Source organism: Hymenobacter perfusus, from assembly GCF_003944765.1.
Taxonomy (GTDB): Bacteria; Bacteroidota; Bacteroidia; order Cytophagales; family Hymenobacteraceae; genus Hymenobacter; species Hymenobacter perfusus.
In genome coordinates this window covers 190523-206486 of record NZ_RWIU01000003.1, presented here as the reverse complement: position 1 = coordinate 206486, position 15964 = coordinate 190523, and the positions used below count along the sequence as shown (strand labels likewise).

Annotated in this window: 11 protein-coding genes; 4 read left to right on the top strand and 7 right to left on the bottom strand. The window is 57.6% G+C overall.

What is annotated here, in order from left to right:
• Positions 1–48: 48 nt before the first annotated feature.
• From EI293_RS10820 to EI293_RS10795, 6 genes are all read right to left on the bottom strand, one after another.
• Entirely contained in the window at positions 49–696 is a 648-nt protein-coding gene (locus tag EI293_RS10820) for a phosphoribosylanthranilate isomerase (RefSeq protein WP_125437467.1), read from the bottom strand.
• Positions 697–818: 122 nt separating this feature from the next.
• A complete protein-coding gene (gene trpC, locus EI293_RS10815; protein WP_125437465.1) occupies positions 819–1631 on the bottom strand; it encodes an indole-3-glycerol phosphate synthase TrpC in 813 nt (270 codons plus the stop codon).
• A gap of 99 nt (positions 1632–1730) precedes the next feature.
• A complete protein-coding gene (gene trpD / locus EI293_RS10810; protein WP_125437464.1) occupies positions 1731–2720 on the bottom strand; it encodes an anthranilate phosphoribosyltransferase in 990 nt (329 codons plus the stop codon).
• Positions 2721–2885: 165 nt separating this feature from the next.
• Positions 2886–3452: an anthranilate synthase component II gene (locus tag EI293_RS10805; RefSeq protein ID WP_125437462.1), complete on the bottom strand. Its 567-nt coding sequence runs from the start codon at positions 3450–3452 to the stop codon at positions 2886–2888.
• A gap of 129 nt (positions 3453–3581) precedes the next feature.
• Positions 3582–4997, bottom strand: coding sequence for an anthranilate synthase component I family protein (locus EI293_RS10800; protein ID WP_125437460.1), 1416 nt, complete (start codon positions 4995–4997; stop codon positions 3582–3584).
• Between the two features lie 394 nt (positions 4998–5391).
• Positions 5392–6789 carry an alpha/beta hydrolase-fold protein gene (locus EI293_RS10795; protein ID WP_170170338.1) on the bottom strand — a complete coding sequence of 466 codons (1398 nt, stop codon included), beginning with the start codon at positions 6787–6789 and terminating at the stop codon, positions 5392–5394.
• Between the two features lie 972 nt (positions 6790–7761).
• Here EI293_RS10795 and EI293_RS10790 point away from each other — a divergent pair.
• The 3 genes from EI293_RS10790 to EI293_RS10780 all read left to right on the top strand — a co-directional run bounded on the left by EI293_RS10790 (position 7762) and on the right by EI293_RS10780 (position 13573).
• Positions 7762–10764 carry a SusC/RagA family TonB-linked outer membrane protein gene (locus EI293_RS10790; protein WP_125437456.1) on the top strand — a complete coding sequence of 1001 codons (3003 nt, stop codon included), beginning with the start codon at positions 7762–7764 and terminating at the stop codon, positions 10762–10764.
• An 11-nt stretch (positions 10765–10775) separates the two neighbouring features.
• On the top strand, positions 10776–12443 hold the full coding sequence (locus EI293_RS10785; protein WP_125437454.1) for a RagB/SusD family nutrient uptake outer membrane protein: 1668 nt from the start codon (positions 10776–10778) through the stop codon (positions 12441–12443).
• A gap of 86 nt (positions 12444–12529) precedes the next feature.
• Complete coding sequence (locus EI293_RS10780; protein ID WP_125437452.1) at positions 12530–13573, top strand: SusE domain-containing protein; 1044 nt, start codon at positions 12530–12532, stop codon at positions 13571–13573.
• Positions 13574–13687: 114 nt separating this feature from the next.
• On the opposite strand, the gene EI293_RS10775 is transcribed toward EI293_RS10780, so the two are convergent.
• Positions 13688–14779 carry a T9SS type A sorting domain-containing protein gene (locus tag EI293_RS10775; RefSeq protein WP_125437450.1) on the bottom strand — a complete coding sequence of 364 codons (1092 nt, stop codon included), beginning with the start codon at positions 14777–14779 and terminating at the stop codon, positions 13688–13690.
• Between the two features lie 307 nt (positions 14780–15086).
• Here EI293_RS10775 and EI293_RS10770 point away from each other — a divergent pair, with 307 nt between their 5' ends.
• Positions 15087–15935 (top strand): N-acetylglucosamine kinase, encoded by an 849-nt coding sequence (locus EI293_RS10770; protein ID WP_125437448.1) that lies wholly within the window; start codon positions 15087–15089, stop codon positions 15933–15935.
• Positions 15936–15964 lie beyond the last annotated feature (29 nt).

Genomic DNA, 15964 nt, shown 5'->3' with positions numbered 1-15964 from the left:
CCGTGTAACCGTCTTTACCTCAATCTACCTGTGTATGATGCTGGCTTATTATGCTCTCAGTTCCTGAAAAAAAGCATCCAGCCGGCCGGCGTCCTTGGTGCCCGGGGCGGTTTCGAAGCGGCTGTTCAGGTCCAGGGCAAACAGGCCGGGCAGCCGAAGGTTGCGCAGCGCCGCCGCGTGCTCCGGCCCGATACCGCCGGCCAGAAAGTACGGCACCGGCAGGTTGTAGTCCCGCAGCAGCATCCAGTCGAAGGCGGTGCCGTTGCCGCCGGGCTGCGCGCCGGCCGTGTCGAAGAGGAAGTAATCCACGCAGCCCACGTAGGGCCGGAGCTGCGCGAAATCGAACCCCTCGCCTACCGCAAACGCCTTCACCACCGGCACGCCCCCGGCCCGCACTGCGGCGCAGGTTTCGGGCGTTTCGTGGCCGTGGAGTTGGGCCAGCTGCAAATCAAACTCCCGCACCCGCGCCAGCACCGTGGCCGCGTCGTCGTCCACGAACACGCCCACCTTGCGGATGGCGGCCGGCAACGCCCGCGCCGCCGCCGCCGGCAGCCGCTCCCCCACGTACCGCTTCGACTGCGGGTAGAAGATGAACCCCAGAAAATCGGGCCGCAGCGCCGCCACTGCCCGCAGGCTGTCGGCATCAGCCATCCCGCAGACTTTGAGGTGGGGCGTGTGGTGGGAGTTGGTGGGCATGTGTGGTGGGTGTAGAGACGCAATATTTTGCGTCTCCCCGTTGCTGATGTTATTTGATATGCGCGGTGCTTGTCGTTCAACGACGAGACGCAAAATATTGCGTCTCTACCCCGTTCTGGCTTTTACAACAACGTTACCGCCTCAGTGGCGCGGAGCTGCTGCACTAGGGCGGCGCAGGCTTTTTCGGGGCGGGAGTGGCGCATGAAGGTTTCGCCCATCAGGAAGCCGCGGTAGCCCACGGCGCGCAGGGCTTCGATGTCGGCGGCGGTGGTCAGGCCGCTTTCGGTCACCTTCACGTACTCGTCGGGGATGCGCTGGGCCAGCTCGCCGGAAGTGTCGAGGCTCACGGAGAAGTCGTGCAGGTTACGGTTGTTGACGCCCACCAGGGTCACGGCGTCGGGGTGCAGGGTTTTGTCCAGCTCCTCGGCGTTGTGGATTTCGAGCAGCACTTCCAGGCCCAGGCTCTTGGCCAGCCGGCCCAGGCGCAGCACTTCCTCGCCCGTGAGCACGGCCGCAATCAGCAGCACGGCATCGGCCCCCAGGCTCTTGGCTTCGATGATCTGGTACTCGTCCACCACGAAATCCTTGCGCAGGATGGGACAGAAATTGAAGCGCCGGGCCGTGGTCAGGTCCTCGTTCCTGCCGCCGAAAAACTCCATATCCGTCAGCACCGACAGCGCCGAGGCGCCGGCCTGCATGTAGCCCAGCGTGGTGCGCTCCACCGGCGCGTGGGCGTTGATGATGCCCTTGCTGGGCGATTTACGCTTGAACTCGGCAATGATGCCGCTCAAGTCGTCGCGCAGCAGATAGCGGCGCAGGCTTAGCGGCTGGGCCGGCATGTAGAAGCTCTGCTCCAGCAGTTTCACCGGCACCAGGCTCTGGCGGGTGGCAACTTCCTGGCGCTTATGGGCAATGATGGTATCGAGAATGGTCATGGTGTTGGTTAGTTGTCAGTTGTTGGTTGTGAGTTGTCAGTTGCTGGTTATCAGGTTCACTATGCGTAGATGAGCGACCTGACAACCAGCAACTGACAACTAACAACTAATGAGTGTCCGCAGTGCCTGGCGGGCGCGGCCGGAATCCAGCGACTCGCGGGCGGCGGCCAGGCTGTCGGCGAAGCTGAAAGTGGGTTCCAGGCAGCCGATGGCCAGGGCCGCGTTGGCCGTTACTACGTCGCGCTGGGCACGGGTGGCGCGGCCTTCCAGTACATCAACAAAAATACCGGCCGATTCGGCGGCGGTGCGGCCGCCGGCCAACTCCTCGGGGCGGTTCAAAGTCAGGCCCAGGTCGGCGGCCCATACCACCCGCTCCCCCTCGGGCGTGGCCAGCTTTGCGGCGGCCGTCAGCGAGAGTTCATCGTAGCCATCCAAAGCGTGCACCACAGCGTAGCGGGTGTCGGTTTGCTGGAGCAGGTAGTGGTAGAGGCGCAGCAGCTCCAGGCTGAAGGTGCCCGCCACCTGAAACTTCGGCCGCGCGGGGTTCACCAGCGGGCCCAGAATGTTGAAGAACGTGCGCACGCCCAGCTCCCGGCGCACCGGCCCGGCGTGGCGCATGGCCGGGTGGAAGGCCGGGGCGTGCAGAAAGCAGATACCGGCCCGCTCCAGCTGCCGCTGCAGCACGTCGTTGCCGACGCCAAACTCCACGCCCAGCTGCTGCAGCACATCCGACGACCCGCACACCGACGACACGCCGATGTTGCCGTGCTTGGTAACCTTGTAGCCGGCCCCGGCCACCACAAAGCAGGCCAGCGTGCTGATGTTGAGCGTGTCCTTGCCATCGCCGCCGGTGCCCACAATATCCACCGTGTCGCGGGTGCCCAGCTCCGGGTCGCGGCTGAGGCTCAGCAGGGCCTCGCGGAAGCCCGCCAGCTCCGGCACCGAAATGGGCCGCATCCGGTACACGCTCATGAAGGCCGCCATTTCCGACGCGTTGGCCTCGCCCTGCCCAATGCGCAGCATGGCTTCCAGCGCCTCGGGATGAGTCAGCAACTGCTGGTCGAATAGTTTATTGAGAATCTGTTTCACAATCAGACCGCCACGAAGACGGGTTTGGGGGGAATTGGGTAGGTAATTGCCGGAGGTAGAGACGCAATATTTTGCGTCTTGCCGCGTGCTGATGTTGTTAGCTCCGCGCTACTATTAGCGTTCAACGACGAGACGCAAAATATTGCGTCTCTACATTTAGCCTGTTCAACTCAGCCAGTTGCGCAGCATCTGGTGGCCGTGCTCGGTGAGGATGGACTCGGGGTGGAACTGTACGCCGCGCACGTCGTACTCCCGATGACGGAAGGCCAGCACCTGGCCGTCGGCATCCAGCGCCGTGACTTCCAGCTCGGCGGGGACGCTCTCGGGGCGTACGCTCCAGCTGTGGTAGCGGCCTACTTTAAAGGTGTCGGGCAGGCCTTCGAACAGCTTGTCGGCGGTGGTGAGGTGGGCGTCGGTGGCGAGGCCGTGTAGCACCTGGGGCAGGTTGTACAGCTCCCCGCCGAAGCTCTCGGCCAAGCCCTGGTGGCCCAGGCACACGCCCAGAATCCGCTTGGAAGGCGCATAGCGGCGGATGATTTCGGGCATCAGCCCGGCATCCGAGGGCACGCCGGGGCCGGGCGACAGCAGCACCGCGTCGTAGGCCGCTACGTCGTCCACGGCCAGCTTGTCGTTGCGAATCACGGTTACGTTGCTGGTATGCCCCAGCTCCCGTAGCACCTGCACGAGGTTATAGGTAAAGGAGTCGTAGTTGTCGAGAACGAGAATGTTCATGGTTCAGTAGAGAGTACTAAGTAGTGAGTAGATAGATTAGTAGTGTATTGAGGGAAGCCAGGCGAAGCACCGGCGAGCAAGCCGGACTCTGCTCATCTGTCTCACTACTCAATACCCACTACTCATTACTTAAATGACTTCCGCGGCCTGCAACGCCTTGCGCAGGGCGGCCAGCTTGTGGTGCACTTCGTTGAGTTCGGAGTTGATGTCGGAGGCGGCTACAACGCCGGCCCCGGCCTGAAAGTAAAGCTGGCCGGCGGTGCTCAGGAACGAGCGGATCATGATGGCGTGGTTGAAGTCGCCATTGAAGCCCAGGTGGCCGATGGCGCCGCCGTAGTAGCCGCGGGCAGTGGGTTCCAGGCCATCAATAAGCTGCATGGCGCGGTGCTTGGGGGCGCCCGAGAGCGTGCCGGCCGGGAAGGTATCGGCCACCACCTGCAGGGAGTTAGTGCCGGCGGCCAGGGTGGCATTCACCTCGCTCACCAGGTGAATCACGTGCGAGTAGAACTGGATTTCGCGGAAGGTTTTCACGCGCACGTTGTCGCCGTGGCGGGCCAGGTCGTTGCGGGCCAGGTCCACCAGCATCACGTGCTCGGCGTTTTCCTTGGGGTCGTCGGCCAGCTGCTGGGCCAGGGTGGCGTCCTCGGCGTCGTGGCCGGTGCGGCGGAAGGTGCCCGCAATCGGGAACAAACTGGCCTCGCGGCCCTGAATGCGCACCTGCGCCTCCGGCGACGACCCGAAAATCTTGAAGGAACCGTAATCGAAGTAGAACAGGTAGGGCGAGGGATTGATGGAGCGCAGCGCCCGGTACACATTGAACTCGTCGCCCGAAAAGCCCTGCTGAAAGCGGCGCGACAACACAATCTGAAACACGTCGCCCACCCGGCAATGCTGCTGGCCCTGAGCCAGCACCCCGAGGAACTCCTCGTCGGTCTGATTGGTCTGCTCCTCCCCTTCCGTCCGGAATTTGAAATCGGGCAGCGAGGGGTTACGGATCAGGTTCACCAGCTTGGTTAGTCCGTCCTCGTCCACTTCCTGGCCCTGGAGCGTGTGCTCGAACACGTACAGCTCGTTGCGGAAGTGGTTGATGGCAATGACGTAGCGGTAGGTGCCGTACAGGATGTCCGGAATCTGGCCGGCGGGCTGCTTTTCGGGGTTGAGAGTGAGATCCTCAAAGGCCTGCACGGCCTCGTAGCCCAGGTATCCGAACAGCCCGCCAGTAATAAAGTCGTGGCCGGTATCCTCGGTCTGGAAGCTGGCGGCAAAGGCCTGCAGGCGGGCCAGAGCCGCGCGGGGCGAGTCCAGCGTCTCGGTTTCGGTGGTATCGTCGGGCAGCGTGAGGGTCAGCTCCCGGCCGCGCAGCTCGAAGCGGGCCAGCGGGTCGAACGCTAGGTAGCTGAATGCGTTCTGCTGGCCGTGGTAATCGGAGCTTTCCAGCAGCAGACAGTTGTCGTACCGGTCGCGCAAGCGCAGGTAGAGGCCAACGGGCGTTACGGTATCGGCCAGAACGCGCAGGTGACGGGTGGTGAGCTGGTAGGTTTGCATGAGCGGGGCTGGTTGTGGTGGTGAAGAAGGAGTAGCCAGCGCCGGGCAACAAAAAAAGCCCGGCGGGCGGCCGGGCTTTCTGTAGAGTCGTTGCGAAGAAAGTAGTTCGATACCTTAACGCACGCACAGGCTGTCCCGTCCGGAATTTCCGTAGGGCCACCACCAAGCTTGCAGGTTCATCGAAGGGGTCATTGCCGAAATTTAGGTTTGGGGCGTTGAACGGTGCAAATGTACACCGGGTTCGGATCGACACAACAGTAGGCCCGAATTTTATTGTTCGGACCGCAACGTTGTCCCCACCACTGTCATGCCGAGCGAAGCGGGAAATCTGGGTTAGGCAGGTAAACGACGTAACCCAGCTTCCGCACTCCGTTCGGAATGACAGCTTGTGGCTTTACTCCTTCACCAGCGCCTGCGTACCCTGCATCCGGCCAGCCGTTACCCGTAACAGGTACTGGCCTTTAGTCAGTTGACTTACGTCGAGTACGCCCCCGGCTTTCAGCTTTTCTTTGAGCACTACTCGCCCGCTCGGGTCTACCACTTCCACGCGGGCCTCGCGGGCAGCAATAGGCAACTGCAGCGTCAGGCGGTCTTTAGCCGGATTGGGATATGCGCTGAACGCCAGTGCCATCCCTGGCCGATTGCCGGTCATTACGGCCGGCTGCATCAGCCATTGGTAGGCCGCCGAAAATTCCCGTTTCCAGAACCATTCGGCGTGCTGCCCGTCGGCTTTGGCATTGAAACTCAGGTTGGCAGCTGGCACGCCACCTGCCGCCAAGGAGTCACGCATGGCCTGCATCAGCGGCACCATCGTCTGGCTTTCCGTGCTGCCGCTCACAAAGTAGAACCGCGTGGCTGGGTTAGCCGGATGCTGCCGCAAATACTGGAACAAAGGCTTATCGGCAAACCAGAAGGCCGGCGAGAACACGCCCACTTTACTGTATACCTGCGGATACTTCAAGGCGGCGTAAGTGGAAATCAGCCCGCCCATGCTGCTGCCCGCAATGCCCGTGTACTCGCGGCCAGTGAGGGTACGGTACTGCTGGTCGATGTAGGGTTTGAGCGTCTGGGCCAGGAAATCCACGTACTGGTCGCCTTGGCCGCCGCCGTACTGGGGGTTGTTCCAGGGCGACATTTCGTTGAGCCGGTCGGCACCGCCATTGTCCACGGCCACCACGATGGAGCCCGTTGCATCGAGGCCCTGCTGCTGCAGCTGGCTCAGGGTTTCATCCACGCCCCACTCGCCCGAGAAGCTGGTGCAGTTATCGAATACGTTCTGGCCGTCGTGCATGTACACCACGGGATAACGCTTGGTCGGAGCCGTGCTGTAGTCGTTGGGCAGATACACCCAGATGCGGCGCGTACGCCCCAGCTGCGGCATCTGGAAGGCAGTGCTGACAACCCGCACGTTGGGCTGCAGGGCCGTGCTCTGGCAACTCCCACCGGTAGTGCCCATATCTTTCCAGTTCACCACCTGCAGTTCTACAGTAGCCGGGCCACTGCCCACAGTGTACTGTCGGTTGCTGATATCGTTATTCTGGGCATCCGACTCCACATTTGCCCAGCTGCCCCGAGTGAATTTGAACTCTATACTGCCCGTAACACTGGCGGGCAAAATCAGTTGATAGGTACCATCGGCTGCACGGGTGAAGGCGTGCGGAGCATTACCTGGGTTCCAGTTATTAAAGGAGCCTGCCATATACAGGGTAGCCCTGGCGGGGGTAGATGCCGGCACCGTTGTCAGGCGAAAGGTGGTCTGAGCTAGCACATTGCCCACAGACAAAGTAAGCATACTGCTCAACAGAAAACGATTCATGGAAAGAAAGTGAGTGGAAAGAAAAAGCAAGCTACCACCATTTGTAGCCGGACGCGGCAGAGCTGGGAATATTTTCTGCAAGCGGAGTTGGTACGGGCGAAATACCGAGCAAAGTCAACCTGTACTTTTCCGGGAAAATGCCATATCCGTTCTTTGACTCCCTGAGCCACAGCCAGTAAGTAAGCCCTTACGAAACAGCAACCGCCAGTTACTCCACGCATCTGCCAAATCCCTGTTTTTTACACCTCATTTCAGACAGCCTTACCTCCCTAGAATATATACAAAAAAGACCCACAATGGCAAACCCATTTCATACCAAATAACCAGTCCCTTGTTGATACTGGCTACGCCTGCATTTGCAGGCCAATGAATTCAAATATTCAGAATATTCATCGGCAAACCCCTCCACAAACACCACAACTACTCCCATTGCTATCTATATTCGGTCAACACACTATCAATTCAGTATCTGATCATGCAAACATGCTTAGCATAAAAAGCTTCCCACAAGCCAACCCCTGAGGAGCACATTAGTCAATACAACATTATATATTATCAATCTAAAACTACCTTCCATTGCCACTCTTTATTAGCAAATCAGGAATTATAAGGGCTTTTATGGGGTACTGACACCTGTGTTTCTTACAGTCCTCCACCCTCTCCGGCGCAAGGCTAAACTTCTCTTCCAGTGTACCTGATCGGCAGACCGCTGCAAAATCCAATTATAAAGAAACCCACTTACTATCTAGAGGGCATTGTTTTTATCTGGTCGAACCCTTTAACTTGCGGTGTTTCTTAACGATTTGGTGATGTTGAGCACGGAATAAAGCAGTCAGTACAGAATGGGTCACTCACCTAGTATCGTACTCGCTTTCCGCTGAGAAGGACCACTAAATTCCCACTCCGGTCTGACCGGAAAAATCCATTTCAACCCCTAACTCTTTTTCAATGAAACACCCCTATCTAGCGAAACTGGCGTTGCCGGTCCTGCTCGCCGGTGCGAGCGTGAGCAGCGCATACGCTCAGGGAATCGGGACGGTAAGCGGCCGTGTGCTGGACGAGAAAGGCGAAGGCATGCCCGGCGTAACGGTACTTATTGAAGGTACCAGCCTCGGCGGCTCCACCAACTCTGATGGTTCTTTCTCTATCCAGAATGTTCCTTCCGGCCCGCACACGCTCATTATGTCGTTCGTGGGCTACACCACGCAGCGCCAGACCATCAGCGTAACGGCCGGCCAGAACACGGCCGTCAGCAGCCTGACATTGTCGGAAAACACGACGCTGCTGAACGAAGCCGTGGTAGTAGGTTATGGTGTGCAGCGCAAGCAGGACATTACCGGTGCCGTAACCTCCGTGCAGGCCAAGGACTTCGTGAAGGGGCAGGTAACCAACCCTGAGCAGTTGGTGCAGGGCAAAATTGCCGGCGTGAGCATTACCACCGGAGGCGGTGCTCCTGGTTCGGCTTCTACGGTCCGTATTCGCGGCAACTCCTCCCTCAATGCCAGCAACGACCCGTTGTATATCATTGACGGAGTACCCGTGGACAAGGATGGCATTTCGGGTGCATCCAATCCACTGACGTTGATTAACCCCAACGATATTGAGAGTGTTACCGTGCTGAAAGACGCCTCGGCGTTGGCTATTTATGGTAACCGGGCTTCCAACGGGGTTATTCTGATTACCACCAAGAAAGGCTTGCAGGGCGAAAAACTGACGGTCAATCTGTCGTCGCAGACGTCTGTTTCCAGCCGCACTAAAACGTACGACGTACTCAACGCCCAGCAACTGGCCGATATCGTACGGGCGAATGGCTCTACTACCCAGATCGGGACGCTGGGCTCAGCCTCTACGAACTGGCAGGATGAGATTTTCCGTACCGCCGCTACCTATGACAATTCCGTTAGCCTGACGGGCAGCGCGGCCAAAATTCCGTTCCGGGTTTCTTACGGCAATCTTTACCAGGAAGGTATTGTCATCACCAACAAACTCAAGCGTAATTCCGGCTCCATCAGCCTTTCGCCGATGCTGTTCGACGACCACCTGCGCATTGACATCAATGCCAAGGGGACGCAGATTGACAACCGCTTCATCGACGGCGGCCAGATTGGCAACGCCGTACTGTTCGACCCCACCCAGCCCGTGCGTAGCGCAGAAGCGCGCTATGCTCCGTATGGCGGGTACTTTCAGTTTCTGCAGGCCAACGGTAACCCTCTGGGGCAGGCCATCGGCAACCCGGTAGCAGCACTGGAGAACACCAACAACGTCAGCGACGTGAAGCGCCTGATCGGTAACGTACAGTTTGATTATAAAATCCACGGGGTGGAAGGCCTGCGTGCCAACCTGAACCTGGCTACGGACATTGCCCGTGGTGAAGGCTCCGCTACCACCAACCCGTTCGACTTCGGCAACTTCAATGCCCAGGACCGCACCGACCCCAACCGTAGCGGCCGCTTTACCCAGTACAACCAGAAGAAGGACATGCGCCTGCTGGAGGGATATCTGGCCTACGGCAAGCAGTTCGGTGGCACCCGCTTCGATATTCAGGCAGGTCACTCCTACCAGGATTTCGTAAACAAAGGCGACAACTTCCTGGCTTACCGCTTCGACCGAACTACGTTGGTGAACCCCGACGACAGACTGATTGTGCCGGGCTATTATAGCAAGCTCGTCTTACTGTCCTTCTTTGGTCGTACGACCCTGAACGTGAAGGACCGCTACCTGCTCACGGCCACTGTTCGGAACGATAACACCTCCCGTTTTGCCGATGGCAACCGTAGCGGCATTTTCCCGGCCCTTGGCTTGGGCTGGCGTCTGAAGGGAGAAGAATTTCTGGCAAACAGCAGCACCATCTCGGAGCTGAAGCTGCGCGCCGGATGGGGCCGCACGGGCCAGCAGGACGTTGGTGGCACCTACGATTATTTGCCCCGTTATGTACTAGGCAACTCCGCCGCACAATACAACGGCGTAACCACGCTACGTCCTTCGGGCTACAACGAGGGTCTACGGTGGGAAACTACGGCTACCTGGAACGCTGGTCTGGACTACGGCTTCTTTGATAACCGCGTTTCGGGCTCCCTCGACGTGTATGAGCGTACTTCTGAAGACCTGCTGTCGTTCGTGGACGTACCGGCCGGAGCCAACCTCACCAACCAGCTTAATGCCAACATCGGCTCGCTGCGCAACCGGGGTATCGAGCTTAACCTGAACTTGGCGCCAGTTCGCTCAACCGACTGGAACTGGGACGTTAACTTCAACGCTGCGTACAACAAAACCAAAATCACGGAGCTTGGCGACCAGGCCCCTGGTTTCCAAGGCTACCTGACCGGTGGCATTCCGGGTGGTACGGGCAGCAACATCCAGATCAACTCGGTAGGCTCTCCTAACAACACGTTCTTCGTGCGTCAGCAGGTGTATGACAGCAACGGACGGCCGGTAGAAGGAGTGTATGTTGACCGCAACGGCGACGGCATCATTAGCAACCTCGATAACTACAAGTACAAGCAGGCGGCTCCGCTGGCAGTACTGGGCTTCTCTTCCAACCTGGCGTACCGGAAAGTAAACCTCTCGTTCCTGCTGCGCGGCAACGTGGGCAACTACGTGTACAACTCGGTATCGGCTAACCTGGGTAACTTCTCCAATGCCCAGGGCTCCACGCAGTACCTGATCAACCTGCCCACCAGCATTTATAACACTGGTTTCAACACGCAGCAGCTATTCTCGGATTATTACATGGAAAACGCCTCGTTCCTGCGGTGCGAGAACGTGACGCTGGGCTACAACGTGGGTAAAATTTTCACGGAAAAAGCAAACTTACGTTTGTCGGCTGCTGTTCAGAATGTGTTCCTCGTCACGAAGTACGATGGACTTGATCCTGAGATATCTGGCGGCATTGACAACAACTTTTACCCCCGTGCCCGCACGTTCACTTTCGGTGTTAACGTAGGCTTCTAATATTCCCACCCATGAACCACACACTAATCCGCAGCCTGGTTGCCGTAACAGCCGGCTTGGCCCTCACCACGGGTACCACTTCCTGCATGAAGGAGCTGGACCAGGAGCCCCGCTTCGAAGTAACGCCCGACAAGGTATATGTTGACCTGAACGGGTACCAGCAGGTACTGGCCAAGCTTTATGGTGGCTTCGCCGTTACCGGCCAGCAGGGTCCCGCTGGCCAAGGCGACATCAATGGCATCGACGAAGGCACTTCCGACTACCTGCGTCAGTACTGGAGCGCCCAGGAAGTGACCACCGACGAGGCGACCATCGTTTGGAATGACCCGGGTATCCGCGACTGGCACAATATGAACTGGGATTCCAGCAATCCGCTGATCCGGGGTTTGTACAGCCGTATCTATTTTGAAATTGCGGCCTGCAACGAGTTCATCCGTGAAGCATCCGACGAGAAACTTTCTTCCCGTCTCTCAGCTGCCGATGTTACTGCCGCCCGGCGGTTCCGGGCTGAAGCCCGCTTCCTGCGTGCCGTATCCTACATGCACGCGCTGGACCTATTCGGCAACGGCCCGTTCGTGACGGAAGCCAATGCCGTGGGCTTTGAGCGGCCGGTATACGCCACGCGCCAGCAGCTGTTTGAGTACGTGGAAAAGGAGCTGACGGCTCTGAGCACCGACGCTGATTTCGCTGAACCACGCGCCGGCGGCTACGGTCACGTAGACAAAGCCGCCGCCTGGGCCATGCTTTCCCGCCTGTATCTGAATGCCCAAGTGTACACGGGTACTGCCCGCTACACCGATGCCGCTACGCAGGCTAAGAAGGTAATCGATGCCGGGTATTCGCTCGCCAAAACGGCCAGCAGCAATGCTTCGCAGTATGGCCGCCTGTTCCTGGCTGACAACAATACGACCCCGGCTCGTAACGAAATTATCTGGCCGGTAGTGTTCGATGTAAATAACACCCAGAGCTACGGCGGCACTACGTTCCTAGTGAACGGGGCAACAGGTTCTGCCAGCAACTGGCAGCGCCGCGTAGGCATGACGACCGGCTGGGGTGGCGTGCGCGCCACGAAAAACCTATTTAATCTATTCCAGACCCCGGGCGGAGGAATTACCTCCGATACCACGCGTGACACGCGCGGCCGGTTCTGGGTGAAGAAAGCAGACGGTAGCAACCGGCCGCTGGAAATTGCCAACCTCTATGAGTTTGAGGAAGGTTACGGCGTGGTAAAATTCCGCAACGTCAATTCTGCCGACGTGGCCCAGGGTGGCTCTCAGAACTTCTCAAGTGTTGACTTCCCCATGATCCGTCTGGCGGAGGTGATGCTGACCTATGCCGAAGCAGTTAAACGTGGTGGCACCGGCGACCTTAACCTGGCCCTGACGTACGTGAACCAGATTCGGGCCCGGGCTTTCAATGACCAGCCCGGCAGTGCCATCACGGCTGCTCAGATGACCGAGCAGTTCTTGCTGGACGAGCGTGGCCGCGAGCTACACTGGGAAGGCTACCGCCGCACCGATTTGGTTCGCTTCAACCAGTTTACCACCAGCACCTACGTGTGGCCTTTCAAAGGCGGCGTAGCAGCTGGGCGCGGCGTGGAAAGCTTCCGGAACATCTTCCCTATTCCGGCCGCCGATTTGTCTGTTAATCAGAACCTGAAGCAGAATCCAGGCTACTAGTTCAGTGCGTATGCCATTCCGGGAACCAGCTTGGCTGGTTCCCGGTTTACGGCGATACATCTTCACTTCCAAAATTCCCGCTTACCATGACAACATTCATTACCAAACTGGCCGGCCTGGGTTTGGCGGCTACCGTTCTGCTTGCTTCGTGCGAGAAGGATGAGGAGAAAGTAACTATGGAGCCAGCTACGGCTTCAGCATTAACAGCCAGCACCGCATCAGTTGTGCTGTTGCAGGCTGACGCGGCCAAGAATGCCATAACCTATACATGGGCTCCTACTACCTATGGTTACCAGGCCGCCGTTTCTTATACGCTGCAGTTCGATAAGAAAGGCGGAACTTTTGCTGCTCCGATTGAAATAGAAGCTGGCAGTTCCACGACTAAAGTGATTACCACTTCGGAGCTGAACAATGTGTTGCTCAAGCTGGGTATGGCAGCAGGCAATGCCGGCCAAGTTGATGTGCGGGTAAAGTCGAGCGTGAGCTCGGTAGTTGCTCCCACTTATTCAGGAGCCAGCACCATCACTGCAACGCCTTACTCAGAGTTCATTCTGTATCCGCAGATTTACGTACCCGGCAGCCACCAAGGCTGGGCTCCAGACAAAGCGCCGTTCTTGGCTTCGGAGAAAAGCGACGATAAATACGAGGGTTACATAAACTTCGCAGACGCTTCTACCAAATTCAAGTTTACTCCTGCGCCCAACTGGGATAATGACTTTGGTGATGATGGTACTGGTAGCGGCCTGAAGGCTAAAGGTGCAGATATTGAAGTGGTTGGCGCAGGTTATTACCGCTTCAATGTAGACCTCAAAAACCTGAAGTACTCGTACACCAAGACTGCTTGGGCCATCATTGGTTCTGCTACTCCTGGCGACTGGAACACGGAAACGCCCATGACGTATGATGTCACCAAAGGGGTGTGGACGGTTACTACCACTTTGAAAGCCGGTGCAGAGTTGAAATTCCGCGCTAACAATGCCTGGGATATTGACATGGGGGACAAATTACCCGCTGATGGCAAGCCCGATTACAAAGGCGACAACATTGCAAGCCCGGGTGCCGGCACCTACACTATTACGTTGGACCTCAGCAAAGGCGAAGGCAACTACGCTTATACCATCAATAAGTAAGCTCCTACAAGTTCATCTTAGTTGATGTCTTAAAAGGAAAAAGGCCACACCAGAAATGGTGTGGCCTTTTTCCTTTTAAGACATCAACTAAGCGAGGGAGTCGCAGTGTTGTTGTTACAGCACGGATAACTGCTGGGCCGTGGTCTGGTCACCTACTCGTAGTTTCACGAAGTAGGAACCGGCCTGAAGCGCTTCCAACGGCTGCACCTGCGTACCGCTACGCCGACCCAGATTCAGCTGACGCACGCGCTGACCCAGGGAATTAAACACTTCCATTTCCACCTCTTGCTGCCCACCGGGCACCTGGTAGGTTACCTGGGTTGTGCCGCCGCTAGGGTTGGGGTACACGTTGAATTTCAGTGCGGAAGCAATGGCATTGCGGTTAGCCAGAATCCCTGTGCTCAGGTTGTACGTGACATTTTGCCGGCCAGTCAGAGTCGAAAAGTTAGGCGACGAACCCAGGTCTGTCGTTTGGCCAACTACCTGCGGTAGCACATCGGAGGTGAAAGCACCACCGTCTTTTACGTAGCCGACCATCAGGTTAATCTGGCTGGTAGTGGTCAGGCCCATAGCGGCTAAATCGAACTCCATCTCCAGACCAGCGCCGGCAGTGGTTGCGGCTGTCAGGTCAGCTGATTTCACCAAGGCCACTCGCGTACCGGTAAAAGGTCCCGTTGCAGTGGAGAAAGTCAGGGCTGTGCCATCTTTTTTGCCGGCGCCCTGGTAGCTATCCGCAACTGGGGCTGCATTGCCACTGGTGTAGTCAACAAAGCTGTAGTACACATCGGTCATATTGGAAGGCGACAGGGTAGCACGCACCCCATAGTCCGTTTCCATGTCCATTGTAGGGGTGTGCTTAAGAGGGCTGTCACCGGCTGAGCCGCCTTTTAGCTGAGTACCGGCAGCTACTCCTGCTTTACCCGGCACATTCAGATAAACTACATAGCCGGGGTAATCGGTGGCCGTTTCGGCGGAGCCTACTATCATCACGTAGAGCTTCGTGCTGCTGGCGCCAACGTACAGCGACTGTAGTCCTTTACCAGCCACCGAGTGTGTACCAGTGTAGGTGCTGGCCAACTGATACCGGTTAGTGCCGGTTCCGATTTCGGTGGCTGTTACTTTGCCATCGAGCACAATTTGGGCACTGGCCGAAAACGACGTGGCGGTAAGAAGCCCAAGGGCAGCCAGAGTAAAGGGTCTTTTCATAGGATGTAGGAGAAAATGAGGGGTTAAAAAATCCTGCGCGTGACCGGCAGGTCCGGCAACTGATTAAAAGTACAAAATCTACGCAGCTGAATACCTATTGGTTATGGACATATTAAGTACTCACTCACAATTTTTATTAGCCGTGTTATAAACAGTCGGCTTTTATCGTGTTCCTCTCTGGTCAATGCAATTTTCTATCACCGGTTTTTTTTTGTGTTTCGTTGCCAATAACTGTGGAACTTGCGTTTCATATCACCTTGTGTGGTAGTAACCGAACACTTCCTTTTCTTCACTTTTCCGACCTGATATGATTCTTATTGCCGACGGCGGCTCGACCAAGAGCAACTGGTGCCAACTCGATGCTACTGGCAACCGGGTATACTTCAACACCGAAGGATACAACCCCGACTTTATGAGCACCGCCGCCATTGCGGCTTCGCTTGATAAGAACCTGCCCGACAACCTGCCCCGGCAGGAGGTCACCAAGGTGTATTACTATGGGGCGGGCGTACACAACGCGGAAAAGGCCGAGCGGGTAGCCGCCGCCATGCGCGAAACTTTTCCTAATGCCAACGCCTACGTAGCCGAGGATCTGCTGGCGGCGGCCCACGCGCTGCTGGGCAACAAGCCGGGCTTCGCGGCCATTCTGGGCACGGGCACCAACTCCTGCCTCTACGACGGCGAGAAAATCACGTACAACGTGGATTCGCTGGGCTATTTCCTCGGTGATGAGGGCTCCGGCTCATTCATTGGCAAGCGGCTGCTGCGCGACTACCTGCGGGGCCTGTTGCCCGATGGGTTGCAGGAGATATTCCAGGAGGAGTTCAAGCTCACCCGCGACGAGATTCTGGACCGGCTCTATAACCAGCCGCTACCCAACCGGTTTCTGGCCAGCTTCGCCAAGTTTACCTACGACCACAACAACATCAGCTACTGCCGCGACATTGTGGTGCAGGGTTTCGAGACGTTCTTCGATAACATCGTCCGGCACTACCCCAACTACCAGGACTACACGTTCAACTGCATCGGGTCGGTGGGCTACAACTTCCGCGACGCCCTCACGCAGGTAGCACGCAGCCACAATATGGAGGTGGGCAAAATCATTCGTTCCCCCATTGATGATCTGGTGGCCTACCACGAGGAAAACATCAAGTAAGCGTTGCCGGAACCCCGGCTGGGGGTCGT

Coding starts and splice junctions, on each gene's coding strand:
- EI293_RS10795 (WP_170170338.1), bottom strand. CDS start 6,789: ATGCTTACTTTGTCTGTGGGCAATGTGCTAGCTCAGACCACCTTTCGC.
- EI293_RS10820 (WP_125437467.1), bottom strand. CDS start 696: ATGCCCACCAACTCCCACCACACGCCCCACCTCAAAGTCTGCGGGATG.
- EI293_RS10800 (WP_125437460.1), bottom strand. CDS start 4,997: ATGCAAACCTACCAGCTCACCACCCGTCACCTGCGCGTTCTGGCCGAT.
- trpC (WP_125437465.1), bottom strand. CDS start 1,631: ATGACCATTCTCGATACCATCATTGCCCATAAGCGCCAGGAAGTTGCC.
- EI293_RS10780 (WP_125437452.1), top strand. CDS start 12,530: ATGACAACATTCATTACCAAACTGGCCGGCCTGGGTTTGGCGGCTACC.
- EI293_RS10790 (WP_125437456.1), top strand. CDS start 7,762: ATGAAACACCCCTATCTAGCGAAACTGGCGTTGCCGGTCCTGCTCGCC.
- EI293_RS10770 (WP_125437448.1), top strand. CDS start 15,087: ATGATTCTTATTGCCGACGGCGGCTCGACCAAGAGCAACTGGTGCCAA.
- EI293_RS10775 (WP_125437450.1), bottom strand. CDS start 14,779: ATGAAAAGACCCTTTACTCTGGCTGCCCTTGGGCTTCTTACCGCCACG.
- EI293_RS10785 (WP_125437454.1), top strand. CDS start 10,776: ATGAACCACACACTAATCCGCAGCCTGGTTGCCGTAACAGCCGGCTTG.
- EI293_RS10805 (WP_125437462.1), bottom strand. CDS start 3,452: ATGAACATTCTCGTTCTCGACAACTACGACTCCTTTACCTATAACCTC.